At 75.0% G+C, this 24,940-nt stretch carries 25 protein-coding genes; 11 read left to right on the top strand and 14 right to left on the bottom strand.

The window, feature by feature from the left end:
• Positions 1-10 precede the first annotated feature (10 nt).
• From MA879_RS05310 to MA879_RS05300, 3 genes are read right to left on the bottom strand one after another with little or no spacing between them, the layout of a single operon-like run.
• Positions 11-508: a DUF3253 domain-containing protein gene (locus tag MA879_RS05310; protein ID WP_248124017.1), complete on the bottom strand. Its 498-nt coding sequence runs from the start codon at positions 506-508 to the stop codon at positions 11-13.
• Positions 505-1,350 carry a mechanosensitive ion channel family protein gene (locus MA879_RS05305; RefSeq protein ID WP_248124016.1) on the bottom strand — a complete coding sequence of 282 codons (846 nt, stop codon included), beginning with the start codon at positions 1,348-1,350 and terminating at the stop codon, positions 505-507. The genes MA879_RS05310 and MA879_RS05305 overlap by 4 nt, the downstream gene beginning before the upstream one ends.
• Positions 1,350-2,504: a DUF2254 domain-containing protein gene (locus MA879_RS05300; RefSeq protein ID WP_248124015.1), complete on the bottom strand. Its 1,155-nt coding sequence runs from the start codon at positions 2,502-2,504 to the stop codon at positions 1,350-1,352. Before MA879_RS05300 ends, MA879_RS05305 begins: the two co-directional genes overlap by 1 nt.
• A gap of 90 nt (positions 2,505-2,594) precedes the next feature.
• Here MA879_RS05300 and MA879_RS05295 point away from each other — a divergent pair, with 90 nt between their 5' ends.
• Together MA879_RS05295 and MA879_RS12625 are read left to right on the top strand one after the other, a co-directional pair.
• Positions 2,595-3,113 carry a DUF421 domain-containing protein gene (locus MA879_RS05295; RefSeq protein ID WP_248124014.1) on the top strand — a complete coding sequence of 173 codons (519 nt, stop codon included), beginning with the start codon at positions 2,595-2,597 and terminating at the stop codon, positions 3,111-3,113.
• A 60-nt stretch (positions 3,114-3,173) separates the two neighbouring features.
• Positions 3,174-4,193 (top strand): GNAT family N-acetyltransferase, encoded by a 1,020-nt coding sequence (locus MA879_RS12625; RefSeq protein ID WP_418001217.1) that lies wholly within the window; start codon positions 3,174-3,176, stop codon positions 4,191-4,193.
• A 40-nt stretch (positions 4,194-4,233) separates the two neighbouring features.
• Here the strand turns inward: MA879_RS12625 and MA879_RS05280 are convergent, their stop codons facing one another.
• Positions 4,234-5,985 carry a bifunctional 3'-5' exonuclease/DNA polymerase gene (locus tag MA879_RS05280; protein ID WP_248124013.1) on the bottom strand — a complete coding sequence of 584 codons (1,752 nt, stop codon included), beginning with the start codon at positions 5,983-5,985 and terminating at the stop codon, positions 4,234-4,236.
• Between the two features lie 19 nt (positions 5,986-6,004).
• Positions 6,005-7,300: a dicarboxylate/amino acid:cation symporter gene (locus MA879_RS05275; protein ID WP_248124012.1), complete on the bottom strand. Its 1,296-nt coding sequence runs from the start codon at positions 7,298-7,300 to the stop codon at positions 6,005-6,007.
• Between the two features lie 177 nt (positions 7,301-7,477).
• Between MA879_RS05275 and MA879_RS05270 the strand changes: the two genes are divergently transcribed.
• Complete coding sequence (locus MA879_RS05270; RefSeq protein ID WP_248124011.1) at positions 7,478-8,962, top strand: sugar porter family MFS transporter; 1,485 nt, start codon at positions 7,478-7,480, stop codon at positions 8,960-8,962.
• A 27-nt stretch (positions 8,963-8,989) separates the two neighbouring features.
• On the opposite strand, the gene MA879_RS05265 is transcribed toward MA879_RS05270, so the two are convergent.
• From MA879_RS05265 to MA879_RS05240, 6 genes are all read right to left on the bottom strand, one after another.
• Positions 8,990-10,186: a cytochrome P450 gene (locus MA879_RS05265; RefSeq protein WP_248124010.1), complete on the bottom strand. Its 1,197-nt coding sequence runs from the start codon at positions 10,184-10,186 to the stop codon at positions 8,990-8,992.
• Positions 10,187-10,285: 99 nt separating this feature from the next.
• Entirely contained in the window at positions 10,286-11,887 is a 1,602-nt protein-coding gene (locus MA879_RS05260) for an alkaline phosphatase D family protein (RefSeq protein WP_248124009.1), read from the bottom strand.
• A 156-nt stretch (positions 11,888-12,043) separates the two neighbouring features.
• Positions 12,044-13,216, bottom strand: a complete 1,173-nt coding sequence (locus MA879_RS05255) for a cysteine desulfurase family protein (RefSeq protein WP_248124008.1) — start codon at positions 13,214-13,216, stop codon at positions 12,044-12,046.
• Positions 13,213-14,151, bottom strand: a complete 939-nt coding sequence (gene nadC, locus MA879_RS05250; RefSeq protein WP_248124007.1) for a carboxylating nicotinate-nucleotide diphosphorylase — start codon at positions 14,149-14,151, stop codon at positions 13,213-13,215. The genes MA879_RS05255 and nadC overlap by 4 nt, the downstream gene beginning before the upstream one ends.
• Positions 14,148-15,470: a quinolinate synthase NadA gene (nadA, locus tag MA879_RS05245; RefSeq protein WP_187326265.1), complete on the bottom strand. Its 1,323-nt coding sequence runs from the start codon at positions 15,468-15,470 to the stop codon at positions 14,148-14,150. The genes nadC and nadA overlap by 4 nt, the downstream gene beginning before the upstream one ends.
• Positions 15,467-16,204 (bottom strand): NUDIX hydrolase, encoded by a 738-nt coding sequence (locus tag MA879_RS05240; RefSeq protein WP_248124006.1) that lies wholly within the window; start codon positions 16,202-16,204, stop codon positions 15,467-15,469. Before MA879_RS05240 ends, nadA begins: the two co-directional genes overlap by 4 nt.
• Positions 16,205-16,335: 131 nt before the next feature.
• On the opposite strand from MA879_RS05240, the gene MA879_RS05235 reads away from it, so the two are divergent.
• Positions 16,336-17,178, top strand: coding sequence for an alpha/beta fold hydrolase (locus tag MA879_RS05235; RefSeq protein ID WP_017487917.1), 843 nt, complete (start codon positions 16,336-16,338; stop codon positions 17,176-17,178).
• A 259-nt stretch (positions 17,179-17,437) separates the two neighbouring features.
• The gene (locus tag MA879_RS05225) at positions 17,438-17,587 is read left to right on the top strand and encodes a hypothetical protein (protein ID WP_248124104.1); all 150 of its coding nucleotides are present in this window, start codon (positions 17,438-17,440) and stop codon (positions 17,585-17,587) included.
• A gap of 34 nt (positions 17,588-17,621) precedes the next feature.
• On the opposite strand, the gene MA879_RS05220 is transcribed toward MA879_RS05225, so the two are convergent.
• Positions 17,622-18,563: a DUF808 domain-containing protein gene (locus tag MA879_RS05220; protein WP_248124005.1), complete on the bottom strand. Its 942-nt coding sequence runs from the start codon at positions 18,561-18,563 to the stop codon at positions 17,622-17,624.
• 177 nt (positions 18,564-18,740) lie between these two features.
• Here MA879_RS05220 and MA879_RS05215 point away from each other — a divergent pair, with 177 nt between their 5' ends.
• Complete coding sequence (locus MA879_RS05215; RefSeq protein WP_248124004.1) at positions 18,741-19,274, top strand: PACE efflux transporter; 534 nt, start codon at positions 18,741-18,743, stop codon at positions 19,272-19,274.
• 41 nt (positions 19,275-19,315) lie between these two features.
• On the opposite strand, the gene MA879_RS05210 is transcribed toward MA879_RS05215, so the two are convergent.
• Entirely contained in the window at positions 19,316-20,206 is an 891-nt protein-coding gene (locus tag MA879_RS05210) for a patatin-like phospholipase family protein (RefSeq protein WP_248124003.1), read from the bottom strand.
• An 83-nt stretch (positions 20,207-20,289) separates the two neighbouring features.
• Between MA879_RS05210 and MA879_RS05205 the strand changes: the two genes are divergently transcribed.
• Together MA879_RS05205 and MA879_RS05200 are read left to right on the top strand one after the other, a co-directional pair.
• Positions 20,290-20,589 (top strand): redoxin family protein, encoded by a 300-nt coding sequence (locus MA879_RS05205; protein ID WP_248124002.1) that lies wholly within the window; start codon positions 20,290-20,292, stop codon positions 20,587-20,589.
• A gap of 89 nt (positions 20,590-20,678) precedes the next feature.
• Positions 20,679-21,815, top strand: a complete 1,137-nt coding sequence (locus MA879_RS05200) for a S1C family serine protease (protein WP_248124001.1) — start codon at positions 20,679-20,681, stop codon at positions 21,813-21,815.
• 9 nt (positions 21,816-21,824) lie between these two features.
• Here MA879_RS05200 and zupT read toward each other — a convergent pair whose 3' ends face one another.
• Entirely contained in the window at positions 21,825-22,619 is a 795-nt protein-coding gene (gene zupT, locus MA879_RS05195; protein WP_248124000.1) for a zinc transporter ZupT, read from the bottom strand.
• Between the two features lie 112 nt (positions 22,620-22,731).
• Here zupT and MA879_RS05190 point away from each other — a divergent pair, with 112 nt between their 5' ends.
• The 3 genes from MA879_RS05190 to MA879_RS05185 are packed head-to-tail and all read left to right on the top strand — an operon-like array spanning position 22,732 to position 24,775.
• A complete protein-coding gene (locus MA879_RS05190; protein WP_248123999.1) occupies positions 22,732-24,282 on the top strand; it encodes a phytoene desaturase family protein in 1,551 nt (516 codons plus the stop codon).
• Positions 24,283-24,314: 32 nt separating this feature from the next.
• Entirely contained in the window at positions 24,315-24,443 is a 129-nt protein-coding gene (locus MA879_RS12385) for a hypothetical protein (RefSeq protein ID WP_282447635.1), read from the top strand.
• Positions 24,440-24,775: a hypothetical protein gene (locus tag MA879_RS05185; protein ID WP_248123998.1), complete on the top strand. Its 336-nt coding sequence runs from the start codon at positions 24,440-24,442 to the stop codon at positions 24,773-24,775. Before MA879_RS12385 ends, MA879_RS05185 begins: the two co-directional genes overlap by 4 nt.
• The last annotated feature ends 165 nt before the right edge of the window (positions 24,776-24,940 follow it).

Here is a 24,940-nt window from a genome sequence, read left to right as displayed (position 1 = left end):
CCCCCGTCCGTCACAGGCCGAGCGCCTCGCCGGGGGCCAGGCGCACCGGTCCGCGTGCCGTGGCCACGTCCACGGCCTCTCCCTTCTGCGTCACGACGACGACGCCTGCCGCCGCCAGCTCGCCCGCCACCTCCCGGGCCACGGGCATCAGGTCCCGCCACTCCTCCCCGCCGACCACGCGGGCCGCGTCCGAGGGGCAGATGGTCTTCCCCTCACCGCGGTGCCGCAGCAGGGCCCGCATGGCGGCGGCGAGCCGCTCGCGCCGGCCCTGATCGGTGGGCTCCCACCACGGGTCCCCCCGCTCACCGAGCGCCACCTTGGCGTCCTGGACGCGGAAGCGGACGTCGTCGCCGCGGCTCTTCACGAGCCGGCGGGCGGCCATGAGCTCCTTGACCAGCTCTGCGTGCAGGGCCTCCGGGATGTGGGGGTCCGTGGCGCGCCACTTGCGGCCGTTCACGATGATGTGGCGCCCGTCGGGCGTCCTCTCGGGCCCGGTCTGGTCCGTCATGGGGTCTCCTCGTCGGCGGCCCCGGCGATCCGGTGCAGCGCGCGGCGCAGCTCCGGCCCCGCGTCCACGATGTGCATGTCGTTGCCGGTCCGCACGCCCTGGGCCGTGAACGCGCGCAGGACGGCGACGATCACGGCCTCCTGCGCCTCGCGCGTCTCCATCTGGCGAGCCCCGGACCAGAACCGCAGCTGGAGCTCCACCGTGGTCACGCCCACCGAGGTCAGCAGCGCCTGCGGCGGGGGATCCTGGAGCACCGAGGGCAGGGCGGACATGGCCTCCACCGCCACGGCGCGAGCGCGGTCCAGGTCGGTGGCGTCGTCGAGGTCCAGGGACACGGACGAGCGCACCGCGTTGAACCCGGTCTGCACGGTGACCGCGTTGGAGTGCAGGAGCTGGTTGGGCAGCAGCACGAGGCGTCCGTCGAAGGTCTTGATGCCGGTGGCGGACAGGCCCATCTCCACCACGGTGCCGGCATGGTCCTCGACGGAGATCTGGTCGCCCACGCGGAAGCGGTCCCGCGCCAGGATGACCATGCCGGCGAACATGTTCCCCAGCACCGTCTGGAACGCGATGCCCGCCGCGATCGAGATGACGCCGATCCCGCCGAAGACGTCCACCGGCTTCACGCTGGGGAACACCACCGTGACGGCCGCGCCGAGGGAGAGCACCGTGATCCCGACGGTCGCGATGCCGTCGAACACACGGGCGGCGCTGGGACTGCGCCCGCGCCGGGTCAGGGCCCAGGTGACGCCGGCGCCCACGAGTCGGCCCAGGACGTAGCCGGCGACGGCCACGGCCGCACCCACGGCGACCGCCGTCGGAGTGATCGGGGGCAGGTCCATCAGTCCTCCTCGAGTCGGCGCTCCACGAGCGAGCGCGTCCGGTCCAGGGCGGTCCGGTGCCGGTCCAGGGCCACGTCGTCCAGCTCGTCCAGCAGGTCCGCCAGCCGACGGGGGATCTGCCGACTGTCCGCACCGTAGTGGGCGATCTCCTCCACGCCCAGGGCCAGGAGGTCGGCCACCGTCGCCGGCCGGATCCGCAGCCGGGCCACGCCGTCGTCGTCCGCCACGTGCCGGGGGCGGTCCTGGCGGCGGACCGCCGTCCCCAGCACCCGCCGCAGCTCGAACACGACCTGGGAGGCCGTCGTCGGGTCGTTGATGCCGGGGGAGAGAGCCCGCTCGGCCACGTCCACGAGCTGGCGGACGCCGAAGCCGGGATCGTGGGTGATCCGCCGCTCGGCGTCCAACACCACCGCGCGCTCGACGGCGTCGCGGACCTCGTCGGTGACCTCGCCCCACACCCGGACCAGCGGCGTCCCGGGCGCGAGGAACGCCCCCGGGGCGGGCAGCAGGTCCAGGTGCAGGTCCTTCTCGCGGGCCAGGTCTGCGAGACGCCGCTCGTCCACCTCGACCACGTGGCCGTGGCGGTCGCCGACCCGGCTCACCACCTGGGAGACCTGGATGAGGGACATGATCATGCGGATGAAGGCCAGGAACAGGGCGAAGGCCGTGAGCACCAGGAGATACGCCAGGGACACGGACAGCTGCGGCACGAACGCCGCGGCGTCGTCTGCGGCCCCGCGCACCTCCCGCAGCACCGTGAGGGCGTACACGAACGAGGCCACGAACACGCCGAGCGCCCACTGGGTGATGCGGGTGGACAGGAAGTCCTGCAGGATCCGCGGGCTGAACTGGCTGCTGGCCAGCTGCATGACCACCATGGTGATGGAGAAGACGAGGCCGGTCACCGAGATCATCGCGCTCGCGACGGTCCCCAGCACGCTGCGTGCTCCGGCCGGGCCACCGGGGAAGGCGCCCCCGATCTGGTGGTGGAGGGCGGCGTCGAGCAGGGGCAGGACGAAGCCGAGCGACACCGCGGCCGGCGTGACGAGGGCGGGGATCACCCAGAAGGGCTCGAAGAGACGGCGCAGCGGGGAGGCGCGGTGCACGGCATGGGGCTCCCGGACGACCGGCACCCGGGCGACGGCGCGGTTCATGGGGGCCAGTCAACCAGCCGCGGCGCCGCCGTGGGTCGACGTCCCGCACGGGGTGCCCGCAGGGACGTGCGGCGACGGCAGACTGGAGGGATGATCGTCCCCACCCTCGACGCGCTGATGCGCGTGCTCATCGTCACCCCGCTCGTCTACCTCGCCGCCGTCGCGCTGCTGCGCGTGAGCGGCAAGCGGTCCCTCGCCAAGCTCAACGCCTTCGACCTGATCGTCACGGTGGCCCTCGGCTCCGTCCTGGCCGGCACCGTGACCTCCTCGAGCACCGCCCTGCTCACCGGCGTCACCGGGTTCGGCCTGCTCCTGCTCCTGCAGATCGTGGTGTCCTGGCTGACCTCGCGCCGGCGCGTGGACACCACCCTGGTGCGCTCCGAGCCCACCCTCGTGATGAGGCGCGGAGAGTTCCTCCCCGACGCCCTCGCCGAGGTGCGGCTCACCGAGGACGAGGTCCGCCAGGCCGTGCGCTCCCAGGGCGTCGGGGGCCTGGACCAGGTGGCGGCGGTCTGCCTCGAGTCCGACGGGTCCGTCTCCGTCATCACGGACTCGAGCGTGGGGGACGGCTCGGCGCTCGCGGACGTGCGGGGGTGGCGGGCGGACTGACCCGGCCGGCCGGTCGGACCCGCCGTTGCCCCGGGGCGCGCCCGTGGGCAGGATGAGCGGATGGAGACCGTCCCCGCCTCGCCCGAGCCAGCCGTCGATCTGCGCGCCCTGGCGGCCGAGGACGACGAGTTCCTCTGGCGCTGGCTGCACGGGACGCCGGACCCGGAGTGGAAGCGCTGGGACGCCCCGTACTTCCACGCAGCGGACACGCAGGTCCCGGACCGGGACACCTTCGCGGCCGCGCACGCCCGGCATGTCGAGGACCGGCACCGGCGGATCGTCACCGTGGACGGCGCGCCCGTGGGTCTGGTGACCCGGTATGAGGAGGCCCCCGCCGGCGGAGGCTGGTGGGAGCTGGGGATCTTGCTGTTCGACCCGTCACGCTGGGGGCGGGGGATCGGACGCCGTGCGCTGGCGGCGTGGACGGACGCGACCTTCGCGGAGACCGATGCGCACCTGATCACCCTGACCTCGTGGTCCGGCAACGAGCGCATGGTGGCCTGCGCCCAGCATGCGGGGTACACGCCCGTCGCCCGCGTCCCCGAGGCCCGCGCCTGGGACGGGCGGCGCTGGGACTCGGTCCGCCTCGGCCTGCTGCGCAGCCAGTGGGAGGCGGCAAGCACCTCCGCCCCCGATGACGACGCCGTCCCGCCCCCGCCCCCGGATGTCGCCTTCCGTGAAGGCGAGGTCCCGGCGGCCGATGACCTGCGTCGGCTCTACGACGCGGTCGGCTGGAGCGCCTACACGCAGGACATGGAGACGCTCGCCGCGGGGGTCGCCGGGTCCTCCCCTGTGGTGACCGCGTGGGCCGGCGACGCTCTGGTGGGACTGGCCCGGGTCGTCTCGGACGGCCACACGATCGCGTATCTGCAGGACGTGCTCGTGGACCCGGCCCACCGCCGGCAGGGGATTGCCTCGGAGCTGCTGCGCCGCGTGTTCGCGCCCTACGCCCACGTCCGCCAGCACGTGCTCATCACGGACGCCGAGCCCGGCCAGCGCGCCTTCTACGAGGCCGCAGGCTTCCGCGAGATCCGGGACGGCCGGTTTCCGGGCCGGGCCTTCGTGCGCTTCGGCGGCTGAGCGCTCCCCGGACGCTCCGCGGAACGCGTCCGCCGGTGGGTCACTTCGCGTCGGCGTAGGACTCCGTCTGGGTCACCGTCAGCGGGAAGTCCACCGGCGCGTCGCCGAAGAGCAGCCGGCCCGCCTCCGCGGCGGCATCCCGCACGGCGGCGGCCACGGCCGACGCCTCGTCCGCAGGACCGTGCAGGACCACCTCGTCGTGCACGAAGAAGACCAGCTCCGTCCGCGCCCCGGCCGTCCGCAGGCGACGCCGGATCCCACCCATCCAGCACAGCGCCCACTCCGCCGCGGTGCCCTGCACCACGAAGTTGCGGGTGAAGCGCCCGGCCGAGCGGCGCAGCATGCCCGCCCGCGACTCGGCCTGACGGGTGGAGCGGTCGGCCACCGCCTCGAGCCACCGCGGCTCCGGCGCAGGGGAGAACCGGCCCAGCCACGTCGCCACCGGACGCCCGGCCTCGCCGGCCGCAGCGGCCTGCTCCAGCAGGGCCAGGGCGGCGGGGTAGAGCCGACGCAGGTGCGGCAGCAGCGCCGCGGAGTCCCCGGTGGTGGCCCCGTACATGGCGCCCAGGAGGGTCACCTTGGCGCGGGAGCGGTCATCCAGGGCGGTGCCCGCGGAGCGGCCCTGCTCCGCCACCTCCCGGTACAGGTCCGGGGTGGAGCCGGCGGCGGCGAGGGCGGCGTCCTGTGCCATGGCCGCGAGGATCCGCGGCTCCACCTGGGAGGCGTCCGCCACGGTGAGGAGGTGGCCGGCGTCGGCCCGGACCGCGTCCCGCACCACCGCCGGCACCTGCATGGCCCCGCCGCCGTGGGCCGCCCACCGCCCGGTGACCACGCCGCCCACCAGGTAGGCGGCGTGGAAGCGTCCGTCCCGCACCCAGGTGTCGATCCAGTGCCAGCCGTTGGCGGTCCACAGGCGGTACAGGGCCTTGTACTCGAGCAGCGCGGCGATCCGCGCCGTCCGTGCCTCCGCCTGGGCCCCGCCGCCGCGCGCGGCCCACGCCTGCAGCTCGTGCTGGCGCGTGGAGTCCACCGTGACCCCGGCGGTCTGGAGGGCGCGCAGCAGGTCCTTCTGGGAGTCCGGGTTCAGTCCGGGGGAGCCGAGGTCGGACGCCACCTGCTCGGCGAGCGCCTCCAGCCGGGCCGGCCGTTCTCCCTCGGCGGGGCGAGGGCCCAGGCGCTCGGTCAGGCGCGCGTCGTGCAGGTCGGCGCGCCACGGCAGCCCCGCCCGGTGCATCTCCGCGGCCACGATCGCCCCCTGGGACTCCGCGGCCAGCAGCAGGCGCAGTCGTGCCGGGTGGGCGGACACCGTCACGGCGCAGTGCTGGGCCGCCAGCTCGGCGGCCAGGGCCCGCGCGTCGGGCGTGGCGGCCGCCTCCTCGGTCGGCAGGTCGAACATCGTGCCCTGGACCGCGGGCGGCGCCGGGGCGGGCGCGTCGCCCTGCGGCTCCTGCACGGGAAGCTCCACCACGGGCCGGTACTCCACGGCCCCGGCCGCGGCGGCCCGGAGCAGGATGCGCTGCCCCAGGGACAGATCCCGCACGGCGTCCACGCGCACACCCGCCCGCAGCCACCGGGGGTACTCCTCCGCCACGGACGCCAGCACCCAGCGCACACCGGACGGCTCCACACCGAGCCGCTCCGGAAGGGCGCGCACGACGTCGGCCACGGCCTCCCGCGGGAACGTCACCGGGGCGGGTGCCTGCGGCAGCCCCGCGGGCGCGTCGGCCTCCGCCGGGACCGCGCACCAGGTGCCCGGGCCGGCGTCGGGCGCGGGGCCGAGGACGATGAACATCAGGCCATCATCCCCGGAGTCAGGCGTGTGCGTCCTCCGCGCGGGCGCCGGCGTCGGCCTCCAGGCCGCCGTGCCCGGTGATCCGGTCGCCCGCGATCCGGTCCATGACCAGCGCGATCGCGCCGTCGCCGGTGACGTTCGTGGCGGTGCCGAACGAGTCGATGGCGATGTAGGTGGCCACCATGAGCGCCACCATCGGCTCCGTGAATCCGAGCATGGTGGACAGCAGACCGGAGGCGGCCACGATCGCGCCGCCGGGCACGCCGGGCGCCGCCACCATCGTGATGCCGAGCATGAAGATGAAGCCCACCATCAGCGGCACGTCCACTGCGCCGCCCGAGAGGATGATCACCGCCGTGGAGAACGCCACGATCTTCACCGTGGAGCCGGCCAGATGGATCGTGGCCGCGAGCGGGACCACGAACGAGGCGATCGGACCGCGCACGCCCAGGGCCGTCACCTGGCGCAGGGTCACGGGGATGGTGGCGGCGGAGGACGAGGTGCCGAGCGCCGTGGCGTAGGCGGGGAGCATGGTCCTCAGGGCGCGGAGGGGATTGCGCCTGCTGACCGCGCCGGCCACGAGGAACTGGAGGAGGAGCAGGACCACGGTCAGCGCGAAGACGATCAGAATGACGCCCAGGAACGTGGCGATCACGGTGAACACCTCGCCCGCGGCCGCCATCGCCAGGAAGATCCCGAAGATGTAGACCGGCAGCAGGGGCACGATCAGCCCCGAGACCACGCGCTCGATGACGGTGCGCAGCTCCTCGAAGCCCCGCTGCATCACGCCGCGCGGGATGAGGGTCATGCCGATGCCCAGCACGAACGCCAGCAGCAGTGCCGTCATGACGCCGAACGGCGGGCCCATCTCGACCTCGAAGAAGGGAGCGGCCGTGGCCTCGGACGGGTCGGTGACGCCACCGATCGACCCCGGCGTGAGGATGCGGGGGAACAGGGCGACCGCGACCGCCAGGCTCAGGAAGCCGCCGAGGACCGTGGAGAGGTAGGCGATGCTGGCCGTGAGGCCGAGCCACCGGCCGGCACCCCGGCCGAGCTCCGCGATCGCGGGGGCCACGAGGGCCACGATCAGCACGGGGACGATGAACCCGAGGAACGCGCTGAAGAGGGAGGTGAACGTCACCGCCAGGCGCGCGAGCCAGTCGGGAGACACGAGGCCGACCGCCACACCCAGGGCGATGGCGACGAGGATGCGGGGCAGCAGTCCGATGCGGGGACGGCGCGGGTCGGAGGCGACGCCGCCCTCGGACGGTGCGGGGGAGACGGGGGGATGGGACGGGGGGACCGCGGAGGACATGCGCTCCACCCTAGGTCGTGGCGGGCCCCCTCCTGGTCCCTGCCGCTCCCGCACCGCGCGGCGGCTCCGGGCGCCGGCTGCGCGTCAGGGTTGCGCGGGGCGCGGGCACCGTCCACACTCGGCGGACGGCTGCGCCCACCGGGGATCGCGCCGATCACAGGAGACGGGAGCGCGCAGATGGCGGAGCAGCAGGGCACGGGGGACCGGTCGGTCCTGAGGGAGCGGGTGACCGGTCGGGTCGTGGGCATCAGCGTGGCCGCCGCTCTCGGCGGGTTCCTGTTCGGCTTCGACACCGCCGTCATCAACGGTGCCGTCGACGCCCTGGCGGGGGAGTTCGCGCTCGGCAAGGGCCTGACGGGCTTCGCGGTGGCCTCGGCGCTGCTCGGCTGCGCGCTCGGGGCGTGGTTCGCCGGACCGCTGGCCAACAAGCGCGGTCGCGTCCCGGTCATGGTCGTGGCCGCCGTCCTGTTCCTCGTCTCGGCCCTGGGGTCGGGCCTGGCCTTCGGCGTCGTGGACCTCATCCTCTGGCGCGTGGTGGGCGGCCTCGGCGTCGGCGCCGCCTCCGTGATCGCCCCCGCCTACATCGCCGAGGTGAGCCCCGCCCAGGTGCGCGGCCGGCTCGGGTCGATGCAGCAGCTGGCGATCGTGCTGGGCATCTTCGTGGCCCTGCTCTCCGACGCAATGTTCGCCGGCCTGGCCGGCGGCGCCTCCAACGAGTTCTGGCTCGGCCTCGAGGCGTGGCGCTGGATGTTCCTCGCGGAGGCCGTCCCCGCCATCGCCTACGGGCTGTTCTCCCTGCGTCTGCCGGAGTCCCCGCGCTTCCTCGTGGCCCGCGGCCGCCTCGACGAGGCCGCCCGCGTCCTGCACGACTTCACGGGTGTGGACCGGGTGAACCTGGTGATCGAGGACATCCGGCTCTCCGTGCAGTCGGAGCGCCGTGAGTCCCTGTCCGACCTGCGCGGCTCGGCCCTCGGCCTCAAGCCGATCGTGTGGGTCGGCATCCTGCTGTCCGTGTTCCAGCAGGCCGTGGGCATCAACGTGATCTTCTACTACTCCACGACCCTGTGGCGCTCGGTCGGGTTCGGTGAGTCGGACGCCCTCCTGATCACCGTGCTCACCTCCGTCACGAACATCGCGGTGACGATCGTGGCCATCATGCTCGTGGACAAGGTCGGGCGCCGGCCCCTGCTCCTGGTCGGCTCCCTGGGCATGACCGTCTCGCTGGGCCTCATGGCCCTGTGCTTCTCCTTCTCCACGGTCACGGTGGCCGCCGACGGCACCGAGGCGGTGAGCCTGGGCGCCCCGTGGTCCACCCTCGCCCTGATCGCCGCCAACGCGTTCGTCGTCTTCTTCGGCGCCACGTGGGGCCCGTTGACCTGGGTCCTGCTGGGCGAGATGTTCCCCAACCGGATCCGCGCCAGCGCGCTCGCGGTGGCGGCCGCGGCCCAGTGGGCCGCGAACTTCGTCGTGTCCACGACCTTCCCCGCCCTCGCCGCGGTGGGGCTGTCCTTCGCGTACGGCCTGTACGCCCTCATGGCGCTGCTCTCGTTCGTGTTCGTGCTCAAGTACGTGGCCGAGACCAAAGGCAAGACCCTCGAGGAGATGAGCGACGCCGTCGAGCGCTCCCCGGGATCCCGCCGGGCGCTGGGCGAGGGCCGCTGACCCCTGTCCCGACGCGGGCCGGAACCCTCAGGCCGCCGGCTCGAGGAGCACGGGCAGGCGGCGCCACCCGCCCACGGGGTGCTCGCCGCGCTCGGCCGGGCGCTCCTCGTCCCGGCGGATCTGACCGGTGGCCTCCAGCAGGGCGGTGACGGCCACGCACAGCTCGAGGGTGGCGAGCGGCCGACCCGGGCAGACGTGGCGCCCGACGCCCCACACGAGGTTGTCCGCGGCATGGCCGGACGGGTCGAACGCGTCCGCGTCCGGGCCGAAGGCCTCCGCGTCCCGGTTGGCGGCGGTCCAGTGCAGCAGGACGCGCTCCCCGGCGGCGATCGTCGTGCCCGCCACGGTGACGTCGCGGGCGGCCACGCGCCGGTTGGCCACGAACGGGTCGTCCACGCGCAGGCACTCGTCGACGACGCCGGCCAGCTCCGCCTCGGTTACGCCCGCCCGCAGCCGCTCCTGGAGGGCGGGGTCCTCGGCGATCCGGTGCACGACGACGCCCAGGCAGCGGGCGAGGGAGCCGAGGTCTCCGGCGGTCCAGTTGCGCAGCACGGACACGATCTCCTCGTCGGTCAGCGGCCGGCCCAGCGAGTCGTCCGCGATCAGCCGGTCGGTCACGTCCGGGTCCGCAGGGGCCTCACCGCGCTCGGCTGCCGCGCGGCGCGGGCCGACCACGGATCGGATGATCGCGTCGAACCGCTCCGCCACGGCGCGCGTGCGGGCCGGGTCGCCGGAGCGGGTGGCGGCCTGGTTCTGCTCCATCCAGTCCAGCAGCTCGTCCTCGAGCTCACGCGGCCAGCCCAGCCACACGGTCATCAGGCGCACGGCCATGCGTCGGCCCAGCTCGGCGACGGCGTCGGTGCGGCCCAGGTGCTCCGCCACCACCGCGCGCGCGGCGTCCTCGAACGGCCCGCGCAGCCGCTGCACCTCGGCGGGCGTGAAGTAGCGGTCCACGAGCGCCCGCCACCGCGTGTGCTCGGCGCCGTCCAGCCCGTTGGGCAGCTGCAGGTGCGCGGACACGGCGGAGGAGAACGCGGCGTCGTCGAGCGCGGCGCCCCGCACCTCCGCGTGGCCCAGCAGCACCCAGGACCCGTCCGCGGTCCGGGCCACCGGGCAGCGCGACCGACCGGCGCCGCGGGCGGCATCGCCGGCGGCGCGCGGGTCGGCGCCGGCCAGGGTCACGGCCCCGTCGGGGGCCGGAGCGGGGGTGTGCAGATCGGTCATCGTTCCTCCTGGAGACACGTCGACGGCGGCGGGCCATCCGGTCCGCCGCCGTCGACGCTAGGCCCGCCGGACAGGCTCGTGCACGGGGTGGCCTGCGGCTCAGGCCGCCGTGAGGGTCTTCGCGTACACGGTGCGGCCGTTCGCGTTGATCAGCCGGACCCGGAACTCCGAGCCGTCGGCGGGGATCTCGACGTGGCCGAAGTACTGGTGCTCGCCGGAGCGGGGCGAGCCCATGATCGGACCGGCCTCGTGGAAGTCCACCCGCGGACCGAAGGTGCCGTCCAGCGGGTTGGGGCCGAAGGAGCCAGCGTTGATCGGGCCAGCCACGAACTCCCAGAAGGGGGCGAAGCCCGTGAAGGCCGCCCGCTCGGGGGAGTAGTGGTGGGCGGCGGCGTAGTGCACGTCGCCGGTGAGGAACACCACGTTCTCGACCTTCAAGTCCTTGATCGCCTTGAGCAGGCGCGCCAGCTCGAGCTCGCGGCCCAGCGGGCGGCCCGGGTCCGCGTTGGAGATCGACTCCTGGGCCCTCCCGTCGGGGACCACGAGGCCCAGCGGCAGGTCGTTGCCGATCACCTTCCACGTGGCGGTCGAGGCCTTCAGATCGCGGATGAGCCACTGCAGCTGCTCCTCGCCGAGGAGCGGCGTCTCGTGCGGCTCCAGCCCGGGCGTGTTCTCGCCCTTGAAGGTGCGCATGTCCAGGGCGAACACGTCCAGGTGGGGGCCGCGGGAGATGCGGCGGTGGATGCGGGCCGGGGCGAAGCCGTCGCCCCGGCGCCGGAGCGGGCGCAGCGCGGTCGCGTCCGCGATCGGCATGTACTCCTGCCACGCGCGGCGGGCGCGGGCGGCCAGCGTGTCCACGTCACGGACCTGGGTGTAGCGCGGGTCCTCGAGGGCCTCGCACGGCCACCAGTTGTTGATCGTCTCGTGGTCGTCCCACTGGGCGATGACGGGGACGTCCGCGTACAGGGCGCGGAGGTTGTCGTCCATCATGTTGTAGCGGTGGCGGCCGCGGAACTCGTTCAGCGTCTCGGCGACCTTGGACGTCTCCTCCGTGACGAGGTTGCGCCAGGTGGGCTCGCCGGCCACCTCGAGGGTCTCCGGGATGGGGTTGTCCGCGTAGATCGTGTCGCCGGAGTGCAGGAAGAAGTCGGGCTTCGTGGCGTGCATCGCCGCGTAGCCGCGCATGCCGCCGATCTCCGGGTTGATGCCGTAGCCCTGCCCCGCGGTGTCCGCGGTCCACACGAAGGACTGGGCGGCGGAGGTCTTCCGGCCGAACCGCGCGCCGGGCGCCGTCGTGAAGCGGGCCACGGCCGACTCGCCCAGGCGGCCGGCCTCGTCCTCGAACGCGTACGTCACCTCGAAGCGGGTGCCGGAGGGCAGCGTGTCCGCGAGGATCTTCGCGGTGTGGTCGGTGGCCCCGTCGACCCAGCCGGAGCGCAGGGTCAGCCCGCGAGCGAAGCGGCCGCGCAGCACCTTCCCGTCCTCGTCGACCGCGCGCAGCGTGACGTGCAGGCGCGAACGGCCGGACGAGCGCGCCCACAGCACGGCCGAGTTCGAGGTGACGTCGCCGGTGGCGACGCCGGACGGCAGCGTCAGACGGGACGCGGCCAGGCCACCGGGGGTGTGGCGGGCCGGACGGGCGGCGGCGGGGCCGGCGAGGGCGGCGGGGGCGAGCACGGCGGCGGACGCGGCGGCGAGCACCGAACGGCGGGAGGCGGAGTGGGCAGGGGCGTAGTGGTCTGCTTCACCGAGCCAGGGTGGGGCACGCAGGCGAGGGACATGTGGCGTCGGGCTGACCCCCGGATGAACTTCCGACGCCGGCCCCCGGCGCATCGGGGTCGACCGGCGCGGGGCCGATCAGCGCAGGGCGCTGACCGTCCGGACGGCGTCGACGATCGCGTCCGCGGCGGCGTCGAGCAGCGGGGCGTCGGCGTCCGGGCCGAACGTGCAGCGCAGGGCCGTGCGGGCCTCGTCCTCGCTGAGGCCCAGCGCGAGCAGGGCCGGGGACGGCTCGGCGGCGTGGGCCGAGCACGCGGACCCCGCCGAGGCCAGCACGCCCCGGCGGGCCGCCTCCTCCAGCACCGACTCGCCGTTCACGCCGGGCAGCACGAACGAGGCGTGACGCGGCAGCCGCCGCGCGGGATGGCCGGTCAGCCGCGCGTCGGGCACGAGCTCCCGGACGCCGTCGAGCACGCGTGCCGCGAACCGGTCCCGCAGCCCGGACCACGCGTCCGCGGCCGCGGCGCGCTCCGCCTCGGCCTCCTCGAAGGCGGCCGCGAACCCGGCCGCGCCGGCCACGTTCTGCGTCCCGGACCGCCGGCCCCGCTCCTGGCCGCCGCCGGGCACGAGCGGTTCCAGGGCGTGACCCGGGCGCACCCACAGCGCGCCGACCCCCTTGGGCCCGCCCACCTTGTGCCCGGACAGCGCCACGAGATCGGCCCCGAGGGCGCGCACGTCCACCGGGATCTGCCCTGCGGCCTGCACCGCGTCCACGTGCAGCGGCACGCCCGCCTCCCGGGCGACGGCGGCCAGCTCGGCCACCGGCTGCACCGTGCCCACCTCGTTGTGGGCCAGGTGCACGCTGACCAGCGCGGTGTCCGGGCGCAGGCGGGCGGCGAGGTCGTCCGCGGAGGTCAGCCCGTCACGGTCCAGCGCGAGGTGCTCGACCTCGACGCCGTGCAGCCGGGCCAGCTGGTCACAGGACTGCCGCACCGCGCTGTGCTCGATCCCCGTGGTCAGCACGTGGCCCGCCGGGCGCCCGGCGAGGATCCGGGCGCGCACCGTGCCGAGCACGGCGAGCGCGTCGGCCTCCGTGCCGCCCGAGGTGAACACGACCTGCCCGGCCCGGGCGCCGATCGCGCGGGCCACCCGCGCGCGGGCGTCCTCGAGCAGGGCCGCCGCCGCCCGGCCGGCCTCGTGCGCCGAGGACGGGTTGCCGTAGACACCGGTGAGCGCTGGCCACATCGCCTCGAGGGCCACGCGGCGCACGGGGGCGGTGGCCGCGTGGTCGAGGTAAAGGGCCGCGCTCATCGGCGGCCGGGCGCCGGGGCGTCCGCCGCGTCCACCACGGCGTCCAGGCCGAGGTCCAGGGCGCGGACGCTGTGCGTCAGCGCGCCCACGGACACCACGTCCACGCCCGTGGCCGCGATCTCCCCGATGGTCTCCAGGCTCACCCCGCCGGATGCCTCGACGACGGCGCGCCCGGCCACCAGCTCCACCCCGGACCGCAGGTCGGCGAGGGAGAAGTTGTCCAGCATGACCGTGCCCACGCCGGCGGCGAGCACGGCGGGCAGCTGGTCGAGCCGGTCCACCTCGACCTCCACGTGGACCGTGTGGGGCAGGCGGGCCAGGCCGGCGCGCAGCGCCCGCGTGAGCTCCTCGCCCGGGGCGTCCTCGCCGCCGAAGCCGAGCGCCGCCAGGTGGTTGTCCTTGAGCATCACGGCGTCGGAGAGGCCGTGGCGGTGGTTGTGGCCGCCCCCGTCCCGCACGGCCTGACGCTCCAGCACGCGCAGGCCCGGGGTGGTCTTGCGGGTGTCCGCCACGCGGGCGTGGCCGCCGCCGGCGCGCACCGCGGCCACGTGGGCCTCCGTCGCCGTGGCGATCCCGGACATGCGCTGGGCGAGGTTGAGCGCCACGCGCTCGGCGCGCAGCACCGAGCGGGCCGGGCCCGCCACCGCGGCGACGACGGCGCCGGGGGCGAGCGCGGCTCCGTCGGGCAGGTGCAGGGTCACCTCCGTGGCGGGATCTACGAGCCGGAACGCGGCCTCGAGGGCGGCGGTGCCGGAGAGCACGCCGGCCTCGCGGGCCACGACGCGCGCCGTGATGCGCGCGTCCGCGGGCACGAAGGCCTCGGAGGAGACGTCGCCCCAGGGCGCGTCCTCGGCCAGGGCCGCGGCCACGATCCGCTCCACGTCCGCGATCGGCGCCGGCGTCGGCCCCCACGCGCCGCCCGTGCCCGCACTCACGCGCCGGCCCCCTGCGCGACGGACTGCCGGGGCGCCACCGCGAGCATGCGCTCGAGGGCGGCGCGTGCCGGGTCGGCCACCGCGTCCGGCACGGTGATCCGGTTGACCACGCGGCCGGCCACGAGCTCTTCGAGCACCCACGCGAGGTAGCCCGGGTGGATGCGGTACATGGTGGAGCACGGGCAGATCACCGGGTCGAGGCAGAAGATCGTGTGCTCCGGGTGCTGGGCGGCCAGGCGCTGCACGAGGTTGATCTCGGTGCCGATCGCGAAGGTGGAGCCGGCCGGGGCGGCCTGGATGGCCTTGACGATGTGGTCGGTGGAACCGGACTCGTCTGCGGCCTCGACCACGGGCAGCGGGCACTCGGGGTGCACGATCACCCGCACGTCCGGATGCTCGGCGCGGGCCTGCTCGATCTGGGCCACCGTGAACCGGCGGTGCACGGAGCAGAAGCCGTGCCAGAGCAGGACCCGGGCGTCCCGCAGCGTCTCCTCGGTGTTGCCGCCCAGGGGCAGGCGGGGGTTCCACATCGGCATCCGCTCCAGCTCGATGCCCATCGCCCGGCCCGTGTTGCGGCCGAGGTGCTGGTCCGGGAAGAAGAGCACCCGCTGGGCGCGCTCGAAGGCCCACTCGAGCACGGCGGAGGCGTTGGACGAGGTGCACACGATGCCCCCGCGCTCGCCCACGAAGCCCTTGAGGGCGGCGGAGCAGTTCATGTAGGTCACCGGCAGCAGCGGCACCCGGCCGTCCGCGTCCGGCTCGGTGCCGTACACCTCCTCGAGCTGCTCCCACGCGTCCTGGACGGAGTCGAGGTCCGCCATGTCCGCCATGGAGCAGCCGGCGGCGAGGTTCGGCAGGATCACGGCCTGCTCCGGGGTGGAGAGCAGGTCCGCGGTCTCGGCCATGAAGTGCACGCCGCAGAACACGATGGCCTCGGCCTCGGGGCGGCCCTGGGAGGCGCGCGCCAGCTGGAACGAGTCGCCCACGAAGTCGGCGTGCCGGACCACCTCGTCGCGCTGGTAGAAGTGGCCGAGCACCACGGCGCGGTCGCCGAGGGCGGCCTTGGCTGCGGCGATACGCGCGTGCAGCTCCTCGTCCGAGGCCTGCTGGTACTCCTCGGGGATGCGGCCCTGCACGGGGGCGTCCGCTGGGATGGCGTCGTCCTGGGACGCGCCGGGGCCGTAGGCGGGCAGGCCGGCGTCGAAGGCCCAGGGGCCCGTGGTCAGGTCGGACGAGCAGGCGGAGCCGCGGGCGGGGTCCCGGGCGACGAGGGTCAGGGTGCGGGCCACCGAGGCGGTGGTCTCGGGCGTGGCGGTCATGAGAGGTCTCCTGGATCGTCAGGGGCGGCCGGCGGCGGGGCGCCGTCGGCGGGTCGGTAGCGGTAGAGCTTGGGCGGGCGGTGCCGGGTACCGGCGCGGACCTCGCCGGTCTCCTCGAGCACCCCGGTGGCGAGGGTGGCCCGGCGGAAGTTGGCGGCGTCGAGGGTGCGGCCGAGGACGGCCTCGTGCACGGCGCGCAGCTCGGCGAGCGTGAAGGAGGGGCCGAGCAGGGCGTGTGCGACGCCGGCCCGCGGCAGGTCCGTGCGCAGGCGCGCCACGGCCGCGGTGAGGATCTCGGCATGGTCGAACGCCATCGCGGGGGGCGCGTCGGCGCGCTGCCAGCGGACGTGGACGCCGGCGGGCAGCCCCGCGACGTCGAGGCCGCCGCCGTGGGACGGGGCCGCGCCGTCGTCATCGAGGGCGGGGCTGAGGGCCCAGTGGGCCACCGTGAGCACGCGGCCGGTGGGGGAGCGGTCCACGGCGCCGAAGGCGGCCAGCTGCTCGAGGCGCCGGACGGGGCCCGGGACGGTCTCCGCCGCGACGCGGGCGGCGGCGTCGGCGAGCTCCTCGTCGGCGGCGAGCCAGGTGCCCGGCAGCGCCCAGCGGTCCAGGAACGGCTCGCGCATCCGCGGCACGAGGGCCACATGCAGGCGGGGCGCCCCGGAGGGGTCCGGGCGCACGCCGAAGACGGCCGTGGAGACGGCCACGGTGACGCGGGCCTCGGGTGCGGGCACGGCGGACTCCTCGGGAGGGACCGGCGGGGATGTTCTGGTCAGTATGACACTCTTCTCCGCGTGCAGAAAACGTCGGTATGACCATAAGTAATCAGGGGTCGCCCCGCCGCCCGCCCGTTAGCCTGGAGCGCGTGAGCACCCCTGACCCCTCCGCATCCGCCGCCCCCTCCGACGCCGCCCTCGCCTCCGACGTGATCGGCGACGGGCCGCACCGCGTCGCCTTCCTCCACGGCCTCATGGGCCGGGGCAGGAACTTCACGGGCCCCGCCAAGGCGCTCGCGGACGACTTCACGGTGGAGCTCCTCGACCTGCCGGACCACGGCCGGTCCCCCTGGACGGACCGGGTGGACTACCAGGAGATCGCGGACCGGGTGGCGGAGCACCTGCGGGCCGGCCTGGCCGCGGACGGCCCGGTGCACGTGCTCGGCCACTCGATGGGCGGCAAGGTCGCCATGGTGCTGGCCCTGCGCCACCCGGACCTCGTGGACCGCCTGATCGTGGAGGACATCTCCCCGCGGCTGTCCCCGCAGGCCACCGACGAGTTCGTGCACCTGCTCGGCACCATGCTGCGCATGGACCTGGACTCCTACGAGTCCCGCGCCGAGGCGGACGCGGCGATGGCCGAGCACGTGCACGACGCGCGGGTGCGCGGCTTCCTGCTCCAGAACCTGCGCCGCGAGGGCGGCCGGTTCGCGTGGCAGCCCAACGTGGCCATGCTCTTCGAGCACCTGGAGGCGGTCGGCTCCTTCCCGGACCCGGCGGCGCCGGAGGACCCGGACCGCGTGTTCGACCGCCCGGTGCTGTGGCTGGCGGGCGCGAACTCCGACTACGTGCGGGACGAGGACGTGCCGCGCATGAAGGACCTGTTCCCGCGCGTCGTCCGGGTCACGGTCCGCGACGCGGGGCACTGGCTCCACGCGGACCAGCCGGAGGCGTTCGTCTCGGCCGTGCGCACGTTCCTCACGGCGGACTGAGGCGGTGCGCGCGCCTGCCGCGCCGGCGTGGACGTGCCCGTCGGCTGGCCGGCGCCCTTCCGCGCGCTTCTCGACGGGGCCCGCGAGCCCGACGGCGACGCCCTCGGCGCGGGCGGCCCCGCATGGCGCCGGAAGATGACCCTGCGGGAGACGGACCACGCCGTCACCGCGCGGACCGGCCTGCGGCCGCTGTCCGTGGCGGCGGACCGGATCGCCCATCCCGCGCTGCGGTGGGCCGCCGTGGCAGCCGAGGGACGCCGTGCTGGACGCCGTCGTCGCCGCCCTGTCCGCCGCGTGGGCGGCCGGGGGAGCGGCCCGCGGCCGAGCCCCCGGCCGCCAGCGCGAGCTCGCGGCCCCCAAGGGGTGGATCTGGCTGCCGGAGACGGACGGGGCGGGCCGGTCGAGGTGACCGGCCCGCCCCGGGGCGTTCGTGCGGTGGCGCGTCAGTGCGCCAGGGTGTCCGTCTTGCCGCGCAGGCGGTTGACCACGAGGACCACGCCGAGGGCGAGCGAGCCCCAGATCAGGCCCCACAGGGCGGAGGTCAGGGTCTCCACGAGCCAGGCCACGAAGCCGCCGGCGGCCTCGACGGCGTGGACGACGGAGTGCTGCAGGTCGTACATCCACGGCAGCCCCAGGACGGAGAGCTCCATCAGCACGATGTGACCGCCCACCCAGAGCATGGCCACGGTGCCGATGGCGGTGATGACGCCGAGCACCACCGGCATGGCCTTGACCAGGCCGGCGCCGAACGAGCGGCCGCCGGCGGTGCGGGCGTTCTGATTCATGTGCAGGCCGATGTCGTCCATCTTCACGATCAGCGCCACGGCGCCGTAGACCACCACGGTGATCACCACGGCCACCACCGCCAGGATCGCGGCCTTGAGCCAGAAGGTCTGGTCCGCCACCTCGTTCATGGAGATCACCATGATCTCGGCCGAGAGGATGAAGTCCGTGGTGATCGCTCCGCGGACCACCTTGTCCTCCGCCTCGGGCCCCTTCTCCACGGCCGGGGCGTCGTGCGACTCGTCGTGGCCGGTGAGCTTGCCCCAGACCTTGTGCGCGCCCTCGTAGGAGAGGTAGGTGCCGCCGGCCAGGAGCAGCCACGGCAGCACCCACGGGGCCAGCCAGTCCAGGATCAGCAGGGCCGGGAGGATGAAGACGAGCTTGTTGCGCAGCGAACCCTTCGTGATGCGCCAGATCATCGGCAGCTCGCGCTTGGCGGCGGCGCCGGACATGTACTGGGGCGTCACGGCCGCGTCGTCCACCACCACGCCGGCGGCCTTCGCGCTCGCCTTGGCTGCACCGGCGGCGACGTCGTCCACGCTCGCCGCGGCCAGGCGCGCCAGGGCGGCGACGTCGTCGAGCAGGGCTACCAGACCACTCATGGATGTGCTCCTCGGGGTGTGCGCTCCCGCGGCGGTCGCGGCGCGGTGTCGAGCATAACGGGACCAGCCCCGGCGGGTGCGCCCCAAGCGAGGGGTTCGGGCCCCGCGCGGCGGGCGTCTAGGGTGGGCTCTCGGGGCGCCCCGCCTCACAGACCCGAGCGTCCAGGAGAACCCCCCATGACCGCCGACGTCGGCCCCGCCCCCGGACGGACCCGTCCCGCTCCGCGCGGACCGGGTGGCCGCCGTGCCCTCGTGGGCCGCCCGGTGTTCGCCTCCGCGGCACTGCGCCGGGTGGTGTACGCCGTGGTGTTCGAGGCGCTGGCGGTGCTCTTCACCACCGGCATCCTCGCGGCCCTGGGCAACGCCGGCGGTCCGTCCCTCGTGGTGGCCGTGCTCTCCTCGACGGTGGCCCTCCTGTGGAACGTGCTGTTCAACACCCTGTTCGAGCGGTTCGAGCGCCGCGTGGGCGTCACCCACCGGCCGTGGTGGATGCGCGTGGCGCACGCCGTGGGCTTCGAGGGCGGCCTGCTGGTGTTCCTCGTGCCGGCCGTGGCCCTCGTCCTGGGCGTCGGGCTGTGGGACGCCTTCCTGATCGAGGCCGGCCTGCTCGTGTTCTTCCTCGTCTACGCGGCCGTATACGCCTACGCCTTCGACTCGGTGTTCGGGCTGCCCACCGAATCCGTGCGGGAGCGTTCCGCGCCCGCCCGCTGACCGGGCCGGCCCGTCCGGACGCGGGGGCCGTCGTCGTCGGCTCAGAGGCCCAGGAACTCCCGGATGGCCGGCATCTCGCGCCGCGCCTGCGCCAGTCCCAGCTCGTGGGAGGCCGCCAGCTTCGCCACGGACCGCTCCCCGTTGGCCACCGGCATGGTCTCGGGGACGAACAGATAGGCGCGGCCCTCCCGCTCCATCTGGAACAGGCGCTCGCGCGTGGCGTTGTAGCGCTGCCAGCGGGTGAGCAGCGCCTCGGCCACGGCGGGGTACCTCCGGAACGCCCGCTGGTAGAACGCGGGGAAGCGCTCGGGCCCCTTGACGTAGGAGCGCTCGCGGGTCATCACCACGAACAGCCGCTCGAAGCCGGCCTCCTCCGCGGCGGTCACCGGGATGCCGCCGTCGACGCCGAGCGCGCCGTCCACGAACACCGTGCCCTCCGCGTGCACCGGGGGCATGAGGATGGGCATGGTCGAGGACGCCCGCACGCGCACCATGAGGTCCTGGAGGGTCGTCATGTCCTCGCGCGTCCACCAGCGGGTCTCGCCGGTGACCGCGTCGAAGCCGGCGAGCGCCAGACGGGCGGGGTTGCCCTCGAAGGTGGCGAAGTCGTACGGCAGGTCCGCCTCCGGCAGGCCCGCGTGCTCGTAGATGTACTCCGCGTTGAACATCCCCTTGCCGCGCAGGAACGTCCGCCAGTTCCCGAAGCGCGGGTCGTCCGCGAAGTCCACGAACGCCTGCCGCGCGCGCTCGGGGGAGCGGGCCAGGTAGTTCACGGAGTTGGAGGAGCCGGCGGAGATCCCCGCCACGAAGTCCACGTGCACGCACGCGCGCAGCAGCTCGACCACCACGGCCGAGGTGTACGAGGCGCGCATGCCCCCGCCCTCGAACAGCAGTGCGGTGTCCGTGACGTTGGACGTCAGCGTCTCGTGCATCGGATGCGGCCTCCCGTTCGCCCTGCGCCGAGTCCCGCGTGACACGCGCACGCTCGGCCTCGCGCCATCCTAGGCTGTCGCCCATGGCCTTGACCCACCTCAAGAGCACCCCCGTCCGCACCGTGGGCGAGCTGCCCGCGGTCGGCTCCGCCGCTCCCTTCTGCTCCGCGGAGGGCATCGACGCCGTCACCCCCGCCTCCGTCTTCCGCTCGGACTTCGGCACCGTCTACGGCGTGGAGCTCGCGGAGGGCCCGATGGCGGGGCTGCTCGCGCGCGCCGTCGTCGTGATCGACCCCGAGGGCCGCGTGGCGCACACCGAGCTCGTGGACGAGATCACCACCGAGCCGGACTACCAGGCCGCCCTGGCCGCCGCGCGCGGCTGATCCCGGTGACCGGCGCCCCATCCTCCTGGCCGCCCCCGGCCCCGCCGCCCGGGTGGCCGCAGCCCCCACGCCCGCGGCGACGCTCGCCGGTGACGGTCCTGATCAGCGTCCTCGGCGTGCTCGGCGCGGTGGTGCTGGCCGCGGGGCTGGCGCTGCTGGTCGCCGGGCGCATGGGGGATGTGGCCGCACGGCAGGGGACGGAGGCGGCGGCCCCCCGTGCGTCGAGCGAGGAGGTGCAGGCGCTCGCGGCCGGCCTCGAGGGTGCCCACGACGGCGTGGCCGTGGACTGGGACGGCGCGGTGGGGTCGGGCCCGGATCTCGCCGCCGGCGCCCGGGTGGACGACGCTCCGGGCGTGCTCCTCGTGGAGACCACGCTGGGCACCATGATGGGCACCGGGACCGGGATCGTGCTGTCCGAGGACGGGCTCGCGATCACCAACTACCACGTGGTAGAGGACTCCTCGGATGTCTTCGTCACCGTGGCGGACACGGGGCGGCGGTACACGGCCACGGTCCTGGGCCGGGACGCCCAGCACGACATCGCCGTGCTGGACGTGGAGGGCGTCGCGGACCTGACCCCCACGAGCGTGTCCCGAGCGGTCCCCGCCCGCGGAGAGCAGGTGGCCGCCGTCGGCAACGGCTCCGGACAGGGCCACCTGACGGCCGTGGTCGGCGAGGTGCTGCGGACCGACCAGTCGATCATGGCGGCCACCGAGGGGACGGATGACTTCGCCCGCCTCACCGGGCTCATCCAGACGGATGCGGACGTGGTCCCCGGCTATTCCGGCGGGCCGCTCGTGGACGCCGAGGGCCAGGTGGTGGGCGTGACCGTGGCCGCCAGCGAGGGGACCACCGCGGAGGAGGTGGACGGCTTCGCCATCCCCCTGGACGTGGCCTTCGACGTGGTGGCCCAGGTCCTCTCGGGGGAGGAAACGGACACCGTGAGCATCGGGGCGGACGGCTCGCTGGGGATCATGGTCTCCGGCTCGGGAGACGGCGTGGAGGTCCTCCGAGTGGACCCGGGCTCGGCCGGCGAGGAGATCGGCCTCGCGCCGGGCGACGTGATCACCGCCGTGGACGGCACGGAGGTGGGGGGCAACGCCTCGCGGATGTCCCGGCTGGTCAACGACCACAACGCGGGGGAGCGGATCGCCGTCGCGTGGCGGACCCCCGACGGGACAGAGCGTGAGGCCGAGGCGGTCCTCCAGGAGGCCCGCTACAACTGAGCCGCCGGCTCAGGCGAGCAGGTCGAGGGAGACCAGCATCACGGCGATCCCCGCCAGCGCGCCCAGCAGCGCGGGGGCGCGTCCGCCGGCGCGCTGCGCCTCGGGGAGCAGGGCGTGCAGGCTCAGCGCCACCATGACGCCGGACACCAGGCCGTACACCGCTCCCAGGACCGCTGGCGTCAGGAAGGGCGCGAGCACCAGGTATCCGACGAGGGCGCCGACCGGCTCGGCCACGCCGGCCACCGCCGCCCAGGTGAAGGCGCGGCGCCGCGAGCCCGTCGCGGTGCGCACCGGGACGGCGACGGCGATGCCCTCCGGGACGTTGTGCACCGCCATCGCGATGGCCAGGGCGAGCCCCACGGAGGGGTCCTCGAGGGCGCCGGCGAAGGTGACGAACCCCTCCGGCAGATTGTGGGCCGCGATCGCGGCGGCCGTCACCGCACCGAGGCGGGCCATGCGGCGGGTGGCGGCTCCCGTGCCGCCCGGCCCGGCGCCGTCGGCCGGGGCCGGGGGAGCGGGCTCCGGCAGCAGGTGATCCAGCAGGAGGTAGGCACCGGCCCCGGCCAAGAGCGCGGCGACCGCCGCGAGGCCTCCGGCCGAGCCCACCCCGGTGGCCAGACCCTCGCCCGCGGCCGGCATCATCTCCGCGAGCGAGACCGTCACCATCACCCCGGCGGCGAGCCCGAGGGCCATGGCCAGCCCACGGCCGGAGATCGGCCGGCCGATGGCGCCCAGGGCGCCGCCGACGGCGGTCGAGGCCCCGGCGAGCACGGTGAGCGCGAGGGCCGCCCAGAATGGGTCCATGCGTGGGCCTCCTTCCAGACGGCGGTCGGCGTGGCCGGGACGGCCTGCGGGGTCGTCCGCCATCCTAGGGGGGGCGGACCGCCCCGGCCCGCCCCGACCACAGGAGCCCACCATGTCCCGCAGGCCGTCCCTGCCCATCCGCGTGACCGGTTTCGCCGACCGACTCGGCCTCCCCCTCGGGGCGGAGCGCGCCGCCCCCGGCCAGGGGTTCGCGCTGCCCCGCGGGGCCGAGCCCGGACGCGCCGTCGTCGTGGGCTCGGGCCCCAACGGCCTGACCGCCGCCGCCCTGCTGGCCCGGGAGGGCTGGGAGGTGGACGTGTACGAACGGCACTGCGCGCCGGGCGGGGCGAGTGCCTCGGCCCCGGTGCTGGGGGAGGGAACCGTGGTGGACCTCGGCGCCGCCGCCCACCCGTTCGGCGTGGCGAGTCCGGTGTTCCATGAGCTCAACCTCACCGGCCGTGGACTGCGGTGGCTGCACCCCGACCTGCCCATGGGGCACCCTCTGCCGGAGGGCCCCGCGGCCCTCCTGCACCGGGATCTCGACCGTACCGCCGAGGGCCTCGGCGCCGACGCTAGGGCGTGGCGGGCGGTGCACGGCGCCCTCGTGCGGCAGCCCCAGAAGCTCGTCGAGGACGTGCTCGGCCCCATGCTGCGGCCCTGGCCGCACCCCGTGGCCATGGCGCAGCTGGGCCTGCGCGCCCCGTGGCCGGCGGCATGGACGGCCCGGGCCGCCTTCCGCACCGAGCAGGCTCGCGCCCTGTACACGGGGTCGGCCGTGCACGCGATCCTGCCCCCCGGCCGGCCCCTGACCAGCGCGTTCGGCGCACTGTTCGGCGCGTTGGGCATGACCACGGGCTGGCCCGTCGCCGAGGGCGGCTCGGGTGCGATCGTCGCCGCACTGGTCGCGGTGCTCGAGGACCACGGCGGCCGGCTGCACCTGGACCATGACGTGAGAGATCTGGGTGAGCTGCCCGCCGCGGACGCGGTCCTGCTGGACATGACGCCGCGCCAGGTGGCCGCACTGGCCGGGACGGACCTGCCCGCCGGCTACGCCCGGGCCCTGCGGCGCTGGCGCTACGGCGCGGCCGTGTCCAAGGTGGACTTCCTCCTGGACGGGCCCATCCCCTGGACGGATGCGGCCCTGACGGGCGCCGGCACGGTGCACCTCGGCGGCACGTCGGCGCAGATCCAGCACGCCGAGGCCGAGGCCGCCGCCGGCCGCATGCCCGAGCAGCCGTTCGTCATGCTCTGCCAGCAGCAGGCGGCGGACCCCTCGCGCGCCATGGGCGCGGCCGCGGGCCGCACCGTGGTGTGGTCCTACGCCCACGTCCCGCACGGCTGGGCCGGGGACGTGCGGCCGCTGATCGAGGAGCAGGTCGAGCGGTTCGCCCCCGGCTTCCGGGACCGGATCGTGCACGCCGAGGCCTCCCGGCCCGCCGACCTCGAGGCCTGGGACCCCAACCTGGTGGGCGGGGACATCGCCGGCGGTTCGATGGGCGGGCTGCAGCTGCTCCTGCGCCCTGCCCCGACCCCCGTGCCGCACCGCGCGGGCCGACCGGGCCTCTACCTCGCCTCCGCCTCCACGCCGCCCGGCGCCGGCGTCCACGGCATGGCCGGCGCCTGGGCCGTGCGCACCCTGCTGGCCGACCGGGTCGCCGCCTGACCCGTCACCGCACATACCCCGAGGAGGAGCCCATGAGACCCCCGACCGTCCGCCGTCACCGGACGGCGTCGGCCCCCGGGCGCACCGTCCCCGAGCCCACCCCGGCAGACGCCCGCGCGGTGCAGGGGCGCCGCGCCGCTTCGAGCCCGTCGGTGTGGTGAAGGTGCTGCAGCGCCCGCTGGCGCCGCGGGTGGCTGACGGTCTGTTCGACGACGCTCAGGCCGTCAACGCGCTCGCCACCCTCGGCGTCGCGCCCATGGTCAACGCGACCACGTGCGTGGTCTACCTCATCTCGGGCGTGGCCAAGGTCCGCAGCCAGTTGGGGGTGACGTGGGCCGGGGGAGAGGTGCTGCGCGGGCAGATCGCGATCGACGGTCTACGCACGGAGCTCTTCGGCGGCTGGGCCGGCTGTTCGCGGTGGCCGCCTGGGGCATGCATGTGGGCATCCGCGTGGTCATGGGGATCACGTTCACCTACACCACCTCGGGGGTGAGCTACCTGGGATACTTCCCGGTAGGCCCACAGCTGCCGCGGGGACGGGCTGCCGTGGCGGGACGGGGAGGGCGTCATATAACGCCCCCGAGTGGCCGCTTTCCGTTACACCGAGATACCCGTTACAGTGTGTCTCATCTCACGGAGTGGTCATGATTGGCGCCAC

Origin of the sequence: Micrococcus lacusdianchii (assembly GCF_023155805.1) — a bacterium.
In the GTDB taxonomy this organism is placed as follows: Bacteria; Actinomycetota; Actinomycetes; order Actinomycetales; family Micrococcaceae; genus Micrococcus; species Micrococcus lacusdianchii.
Note: the sequence above shows the minus strand (reverse complement) of the source record. Positions and strands in the feature narration are given on the sequence as shown.

Coding starts and splice junctions, on each gene's coding strand:
- zupT (WP_248124000.1), bottom strand. CDS start 22,619: ATGGACCCATTCTGGGCGGCCCTCGCGCTCACCGTGCTCGCCGGGGCC.
- MA879_RS05280 (WP_248124013.1), bottom strand. CDS start 5,985: ATGTTCATCGTCCTCGGCCCCGCGCCCGACGCCGGCCCGGGCACCTGG.
- MA879_RS05255 (WP_248124008.1), bottom strand. CDS start 13,216: ATGAGCGCGGCCCTTTACCTCGACCACGCGGCCACCGCCCCCGTGCGC.
- MA879_RS05210 (WP_248124003.1), bottom strand. CDS start 20,206: ATGCACGAGACGCTGACGTCCAACGTCACGGACACCGCACTGCTGTTC.
- MA879_RS05265 (WP_248124010.1), bottom strand. CDS start 10,186: ATGACCGATCTGCACACCCCCGCTCCGGCCCCCGACGGGGCCGTGACC.
- MA879_RS05190 (WP_248123999.1), top strand. CDS start 22,732: ATGTCCCGCAGGCCGTCCCTGCCCATCCGCGTGACCGGTTTCGCCGAC.
- MA879_RS05275 (WP_248124012.1), bottom strand. CDS start 7,300: ATGTCCTCCGCGGTCCCCCCGTCCCATCCCCCCGTCTCCCCCGCACCG.
- MA879_RS12385 (WP_282447635.1), top strand. CDS start 24,315: ATGAGACCCCCGACCGTCCGCCGTCACCGGACGGCGTCGGCCCCCGGG.
- MA879_RS05215 (WP_248124004.1), top strand. CDS start 18,741: ATGACCGCCGACGTCGGCCCCGCCCCCGGACGGACCCGTCCCGCTCCG.
- MA879_RS12625 (WP_418001217.1), top strand. CDS start 3,174: ATGGAGACCGTCCCCGCCTCGCCCGAGCCAGCCGTCGATCTGCGCGCC.
- MA879_RS05300 (WP_248124015.1), bottom strand. CDS start 2,504: ATGAACCGCGCCGTCGCCCGGGTGCCGGTCGTCCGGGAGCCCCATGCC.
- MA879_RS05295 (WP_248124014.1), top strand. CDS start 2,595: ATGATCGTCCCCACCCTCGACGCGCTGATGCGCGTGCTCATCGTCACC.
- MA879_RS05310 (WP_248124017.1), bottom strand. CDS start 508: ATGACGGACCAGACCGGGCCCGAGAGGACGCCCGACGGGCGCCACATC.
- MA879_RS05205 (WP_248124002.1), top strand. CDS start 20,290: ATGGCCTTGACCCACCTCAAGAGCACCCCCGTCCGCACCGTGGGCGAG.
- MA879_RS05220 (WP_248124005.1), bottom strand. CDS start 18,563: ATGAGTGGTCTGGTAGCCCTGCTCGACGACGTCGCCGCCCTGGCGCGC.
- nadA (WP_187326265.1), bottom strand. CDS start 15,470: ATGACCGCCACGCCCGAGACCACCGCCTCGGTGGCCCGCACCCTGACC.
- MA879_RS05305 (WP_248124016.1), bottom strand. CDS start 1,350: ATGGACCTGCCCCCGATCACTCCGACGGCGGTCGCCGTGGGTGCGGCC.
- MA879_RS05270 (WP_248124011.1), top strand. CDS start 7,478: ATGGCGGAGCAGCAGGGCACGGGGGACCGGTCGGTCCTGAGGGAGCGG.